This window comes from Orenia sp. (assembly GCF_055140805.1).
In genome coordinates this window covers 1-7,054 of sequence record NZ_JBSQYM010000154.1, presented here as the reverse complement: position 1 = coordinate 7,054, position 7,054 = coordinate 1, and the positions used below count along the sequence as shown (strand labels likewise).

Sequence of the window (7,054 nt, the reverse complement as noted above, 5' to 3'; positions counted from 1 at the left end):
AGCATATTTTAAAATCTAATAAACCAAGAGTATGTTATTGTAATTTCATGGAACGAAATGGTTGTAAAATATTGGTTTCTGCAGTTTAATCATATATAAGATAGTGTGAGTTTTGGGTGTGAGTATGAGATATTTTATAATAAATAATTCATACTCACCCTAATTAATTTGACTGCTTCTAATACTAACTACTTGGGAGGAGCGCTAATATGAAAAAGATGCTTTATTTAATCATTCCTATAATAGTTGTAATTACCTTAGTTACTGATATTGCTGGGGCTGTAGAGGAGAAGGATATGGTATTGGTTAAAGCAGGTAGCAATGTAGTCAAAGTTAATTATGATTATTATATAGGTAAGTATGAAGTTACAAATAGAGAGTTTGTTGCTTTTCTTAATGGAGCAGGGGTATCAGCAGAAGGTTATTATCAAGGTAAGAAGATAATAGCTTTTAATGATTATCAAGCTATAGAGTATAGAGGGAATCGATTTTTTGTAAAAAAAGGGAAAGAAGATTATCCAGTAATCCTCGTCAGTTGGTATGGAGCTATATTTTATTGTAATTGGTTAAGCCAGCAAGAGGGTTTTGAGCAAGTATATGATAATGAAGGAGAATTATTAATTGAAGATATCTCTAAAGCCAAAGGGTATCGCTTAGCAACAGATAGTGAATGGGAGTATGCTGCCCGTGGTGGAAGAGATGGTAATGATACTATTTATGCAGGTGCTAAGAACTTAGATAAGGTAGCATGGTATTGGGAGAATAGTCAGAATCAAGATAATAATTTATTCTTAGGTAAAGGTGTTCACCCTGTAGGTAAGAAGTCAGCCAATGAATTAGGAATTTATGATATGAGTGGAAATGTAATGGAATGGATTTATGCTTGGGAGTCTACTTCTAAATTTGAGAGAAGAGTTTTAAGGGGGGGTTCTTGGTTTTATAATAAGTATGCTGCCCGTATCTTTTTTGATGATAGATTGAGTAACTTACCTGATAATATGAGTTTTGATAATGGTTTTAGGATAACATGTACTCTGCTTAGATGACTTTTAAGTTGTTTATAAAATATATCTTTTTGGATAAGTAAAAATTAATGGTTATATTTATATTTTCACCATGAATTTTGAAATTAGGTTTCGCCTAATGGCGACCTACCTTTTTTCTATAGATAAAAAAGTAGGCAAAAAATCATTACAATCAGGAAAAACACTAGTACTATTAATTAAATTTTTATGGTTACTGAAATTTTATTGATTATATTTAATTTTTTGTTTAATCACATATACCGCTTACTTTTCTAAAACCTAAAAGATAAAATAAAAAAACTCTAGTTAAGAGAAAAGATAATTGTTCAATAGTCTAAAATAAGGTGTAGAGTAGAATATTTGTTCTTAGTTTATTGTTTTTGCTATTATAGAATTTTATCATAAGTTTATAATTTAACTAAAAAGGTAGTAGTAAGTTTGGTGTATATTAAGAAATTATAAAAATTTATAGAAAGGGGATGATTATTTTGAAGAATTTAGACTTTATCAAAAACAAGTTCAATAATTTAAACATTGGTGCAAAGTATATAATAACTATAATACTTATCAGCTTACTTTTCATCCTCTCTACTACTATTGTTTATAATTTATTATTGTCTTTAGAATCTGATATTGTAGAACTTAATAATAAAAGTGACTTATCACTTATGGTCAAAAGGCTAGAAACTCTGTTCTCTAAGAAAAATACGATTACTGCCGATTATATTATATCTCAAGGGAAAAATATTGAATTGAAAAGGGAATTTAGAGAAGCAACTGAAGAGGTTAGCCAACTTTTAGAGAGATTAAGATTAGAGCTTCAAGGGGAGAAGATCGATCAATTTTTAGCAGCAATAATAGAGAAAGATAGAGTTAATAATCAAATATTTAATGAAGATATTATCTCTAAAGTAGAGAAGAGTAGAAGCAGTATCTCTCTATGGTTATTAAGGAATAAGATATCAGTTAATACTGATAATTTAGAGATTATATTAAAAGAATTTGATAAATTAATCAATCAAGAGAGAATAAAGGCTATGACAGCTGCTGACAGGAGTATTGATAATACTATTTTTATCCTAATTATTTCGGTATTAAGCTCGATTACTTTAGGAGCAGTGTTGATAACTATAATTAGTAGAGTAATTAAGAAGAATTTAAATAAGATGATCACTATTAGTAATCAGGTTGCTTTAGGGAACCTAAGTGTTGAAAAGATTGATTATAGTAGTGAAGATGAGATAGGTAAGCTATCAAAATCTATTAATACAATGGTAGATAACTTAAGAAATATTATTAGCAAGATAACAACAGCTGCTGAAGACACCTCTACTACTAGCGAGGAACTACATGCCATCAGTGAAAATACTAGTACTGCTATTAATCAGATAGCAGCTTCATCTCAAGAGTTTTCCTTAGGTAATAAAGAACTTGTAGATTATTATAAAGGGGTAGTAAATGCAGCTAATGAGGTTAATGATCTATCCCAAAATGGATTGGTGGAGATGAAAAATACCCAGATAGAGATGAAGGATGTATTGGATTCATCCTATGAGTCTAGTCAATTAATTGCTAACCTCAGTCAAGCAACTGAGGAGATAGAGGATATAGTTGAGGTTATCTCTAATATCTCTGAGCAGACAAATCTATTAGCATTAAATGCAGCTATTGAGGCTGCTAGGGCAGGACAATATGGTAGGGGATTTGCAGTAGTAGCTGATGAGATTAGAGCTTTATCAACTCAAACTCGAAACTCTATAGATGATATCAGATCTATTACTGAGCGAGTTGTTATGGAAACTAAAAAGGTATTAGCTAGTATAGAAGCTAATAATTCTCAGATTGTTAAAGGCTCTAAAAGGTTAGATGAATCAGAAGATACTTTTAACACAATCGCCAAGAAGATAAATGGTGTTTTAGATGAGATGAAGAGAATAGCTCAATTCAGTAATGAGCTATCTATTGAGAGTAAGCAAATTTCAGATGTTACTAAAGAGCAATCGATAGCTATGGGTGAGATAACTGGATCTGCAGAAGAGCTATCTGCTTTATCACAGGAATTAGACCAGTTAATTAAAGAGTTTAAATTGTAGTTTTTAATTTCAATAAAGTTATTTCTAAGATAAAAGTTATTAAATAAAGGGGGAGTATCGATAAAGATTAAGATCAGTTTATACAAAGATATCCTTACTCTGAGAGCTAAATTATGTGCTTGTGATTTGAATCAAGCAGACAATCAAGAGTTATTAGAATTAAGTAAAGAATTAGATAAATTGATTCTGCTATATTTACAAGAACAATTAGATATAAACTCTATAAGTACTGAGGATTAGTTTGATCTGTCTGCAAATCAAACTAAGGTATTGGAGATTAAAAAAAGAAGATATTTATCAAGATCTTAGCTTAGAAGATTTAAAAGAACAGTTAAGGGTAAGGTCTTTGTGGGAGAGTTATAGATAGGGGATATGGGGACAGTTTCGGTATTAGGTTGGTAGTTGCTTGGATGGTTAGGTTTTTCCCAACTACCTGCCCCCCTAACTATCCAACCACCAAAGAACAAATTTTAAATCACTCTATTAAGGAGGTGATATCATATGTAACTAGTTTTTAGAAGCTAATATTGTCAAGGGCAGTTATGATGGTCAGCTCTATTTTTAGTTTGTTTGTAAAGAATCTCAGTATTGCTTACTTATAATTTAAATCTATATAGTGCCAAATCACATATTAATTATCGGTATCTATTTAATCAATTAATTTTATAATTATAACAAAGGTTATAATTGTTTATCAAAGCTATAAGAAATATATTAATCCTATAATATTATGTACTTATAGAATTAGTTATTTAAATAGGGGAGTTGGTTATAAGTTTATAATTATTTAAGTGAGTGTTTATTCCCGCCTACTAAGTCGAGATTGCAATCAGCATTTATACTGAGGACAATTATTAAAAACTTAGGAGGAATTTCAATGAAAAGAAGAATGTTGGTTTTAGTATTTTTGTTGGCGTTATCTTTGGTAGCTACTAATGTCTATGCAACAGATGGGTTTTATGTACAGAATGGAAAGTTATATGATGCTAATGGTAATGAATTTGTAATGAGAGGTATCAACCATGCTCATGCTTGGTGGAAGGGCAATGAAGATGTAGCAATTCCAGCGATTGCAGCTACAGGAGCAAATACAGTCAGAGTAGCCTTGGGAGATGGAGAGACATGGGGTTATGATGATATTAGTACAGTAAGCCATATTATCGACTTGTGTGAACAGAATAATTTAATAGCTGTTTTAGATGTTCATGATACTACTGGTCTAGATAGTCTGAGTAGTTTAACAAATGCTGTAGACTATTGGATTAGTATGAAGGATGCTTTGATTGGTAAAGAAGATACTGTGATTATCAATATTGCTAATGAATGGTATGGTACTTGGAATGGTTCATCCTGGGCAGCTGGGTATAAGCAAGAGATTCCTAGATTGAGAGCAGCAGGATTAAATCATACATTGATGGTAGATGCTGCAGGCTGGGGTCAATATCCACAGTCAATCCATGATTATGGAACAGAAGTCTTTAATGCTGATCCACAAAGAAATACAATGTTTTCAATCCATATGTATGAATATGCAGGGGGAACTGCACAGCAAGTCAAGAATAATATCGATGGTGTAATTAATCAAGGTTTAGCTCTTAGTATAGGAGAATTTGGGATTAAGCATACCGATGGAGATGTTGATGAAGCAACTATTATGAGCTATTCTGAGCAGAAGGATGTAGGCTATATCGGATGGTCATGGTATGGAAATGGTGATAATTGGATTTACCTTGATATAGCAACTGATTGGTCAGGGTCTAGCTATAGTGAGTGGGGAAATGTTTTAATTAATGGATCCAATGGAATTAGAGAGACTTCTGCCATTGCTTCAGTCTTTGATGCCTCTAATGGAGATAGTGGAGATGGTTCTGGTACATGGACTAATGTTGTCGCCCAAGCAGAAGATGGTTACCTTTCTGGTGTAGGTACTAGTACTAGTCGTTCAGGATATAATGGCTCTGGATATGTTACTGGGTTTGATAATACAAATGATTATGTACAAGTAACAATTAATGTAGAGTCAGCAGGCAACTATAACCTTAAAATTAGATATGCTTCCCCATATAGTGATAAATACAACTATGTGATTGTAAATGGACAGAACTTAGGTGAAAAATTATTTGCACAGAACTCAAACTTTGTTGATCTAGATCTAGGTAATATTTACTTAAATGCTGGTCAAAATACAATTAAAGTACAATCAAGTTGGGGCTGGATAGATATAGATCAATTTGTAATAAGTAATTAGATAGTTTAGTAAAAAGCTGCAGATTGATAGTAGGTTGAAGATGATAGTTTGAAAAACAATAGGAAGGACATTAATGTCCTTCCTTATCAAAATTGTATATTATTTTATGGATAAAATTGATCAAGTGTTGAATGTACAATGATTTAAACCAATAAAGGTATCATGATTGACAGCTTAGATATATTAATTAAATTTAAAAATTATAGTAGTTAGGTAGTGGTAAGATGTACTTTAAAATTTTTAATTTATTATTTTTTATAGCCATAGCAGGATTAAGTTATATTAATATTTATTTTAAATTTTTAGGCTTTACACCAAGCCAGATTGGTGTAATTAATGGGATTGCCAAAGGTGCTTTATTAGCTTGCCAGGCAAGATAAATTAAAATTATAGCTGAAAATTAGGTCTTTTATTTAAAATTACTTTTTATGGTGGTAGGAAATTTGATACAATAGAAAGGTATTAGTTAGTGATTACTAACTTGTTTTTTTAAATCCAAAGAATATAGGAGGTAACGATGATGACGATAATAGAGAATGAATTAATTAAGGTTAAGGTAGCTAGTCATGGAGCAGAGCTGACTAGCCTACAACTAAAAGAGGATAATCAAGAATATTTATGGCAGGCTGAACCAAAGTATTGGGGGCGCCATGCACCAGTATTATTTCCGATTGTAGGTAAGGTAAAGAATGATCAGTATAAAGTAGATGGTGAAGTTTTTAAGCTGACTCAACATGGATTTGCTAGAGACAATGAATTTGAATTAGTTGAGCAGGAGGAGCACAGGGTAGTATATAGGCTAACAAGTAGTGAAGAGTTGTTAAAGAAGTATCCTTATCAGTTTGAATTAGAGATTGAGTATAAAATAGTAGCTAATCGAGTTGAGATTACTTATAATGTGAAGAACAAAGATCAAAAAACTATCTACTTCTCTATAGGAGCTCATCCAGCCTTTAATTGGCCTTTAGAAGAAGGAGAGAATAAAGAGGACTATTATTTAGAGTTTGAAGAGAATGAAAAGCTAAGGGCTTCTTTATTAGATGAAGGATTATTGAGTGATACTACTGTAGAATTTTTAGCTAATAATAATAGCAAGCCTTTAGCTGAAGGGTTATTTCGAAATGATGCTTTGATTCTAAAAGGTTTAAAATCAAAATCAGTCGCATTAAAGAGTAAGAGCTCTAACAGAGAGGTTAAAGTAGAATTTGCTGGTTTTCCATATATGGGTATCTGGTCATCACCAGCTGGGGCACCTTTTATCTGTATTGAGCCTTGGTATGGGGTTGCTGATTTGAAAGATTCTGATGGTAATTTGAAGACTAAAGAAGGGATTGAAGTTCTACAGCCTGAGGCAGAATTCTCTTGTACGTATAGTATAAGTATTAAATAAATTAGATAATCAAATTTCAGCTTTATTTTACCTTGTTGAATAACTAAACTTTAACAATTATATTGTTTTTTAGTTGCAAACTTTTTAGTTTAGGTTTCGCCTAAAAGGCGACTTACTTTTTTCCTTAGCCAAAAAAGTAAGCAAACCTACGAGTTTTAAAGAAGAAAAACTCTCCGTGGCTCTCTAGGGAATATAATACGATTCCCTTTCGCACAAAACCAGTAAAATCAGCCCGGTCATTTTAGGAAAAACACTAGTACTATTTCTGTCTCTTATACACATCTGACGCTGCCGACGA

5 protein-coding genes are annotated in these 7,054 nt (G+C 31.9%); all 5 read left to right on the top strand.

What is annotated here, in order from left to right:
• Positions 1 to 209: 209 nt before the first annotated feature.
• The 5 genes from ACTCDL_RS13000 to ACTCDL_RS12980 all read left to right on the top strand — a co-directional run bounded on the left by ACTCDL_RS13000 (position 210) and on the right by ACTCDL_RS12980 (position 6,756).
• Positions 210 to 1,046: a formylglycine-generating enzyme family protein gene (locus ACTCDL_RS13000; RefSeq protein WP_463177471.1), complete on the top strand. Its 837-nt coding sequence runs from the start codon at positions 210 to 212 to the stop codon at positions 1,044 to 1,046.
• Between the two features lie 467 nt (positions 1,047 to 1,513).
• The gene (locus tag ACTCDL_RS12995; RefSeq protein ID WP_463177468.1) at positions 1,514 to 3,118 is read left to right on the top strand and encodes a methyl-accepting chemotaxis protein; all 1,605 of its coding nucleotides are present in this window, start codon (positions 1,514 to 1,516) and stop codon (positions 3,116 to 3,118) included.
• 877 nt (positions 3,119 to 3,995) lie between these two features.
• Positions 3,996 to 5,366 (top strand): cellulase family glycosylhydrolase, encoded by a 1,371-nt coding sequence (locus ACTCDL_RS12990; RefSeq protein WP_463177462.1) that lies wholly within the window; start codon positions 3,996 to 3,998, stop codon positions 5,364 to 5,366.
• A gap of 224 nt (positions 5,367 to 5,590) precedes the next feature.
• Positions 5,591 to 5,746, top strand: coding sequence for a hypothetical protein (locus ACTCDL_RS12985; RefSeq protein ID WP_463177458.1), 156 nt, complete (start codon positions 5,591 to 5,593; stop codon positions 5,744 to 5,746).
• A 140-nt stretch (positions 5,747 to 5,886) separates the two neighbouring features.
• A complete protein-coding gene (locus ACTCDL_RS12980; RefSeq protein ID WP_463177451.1) occupies positions 5,887 to 6,756 on the top strand; it encodes an aldose 1-epimerase family protein in 870 nt (289 codons plus the stop codon).
• Positions 6,757 to 7,054 lie beyond the last annotated feature (298 nt).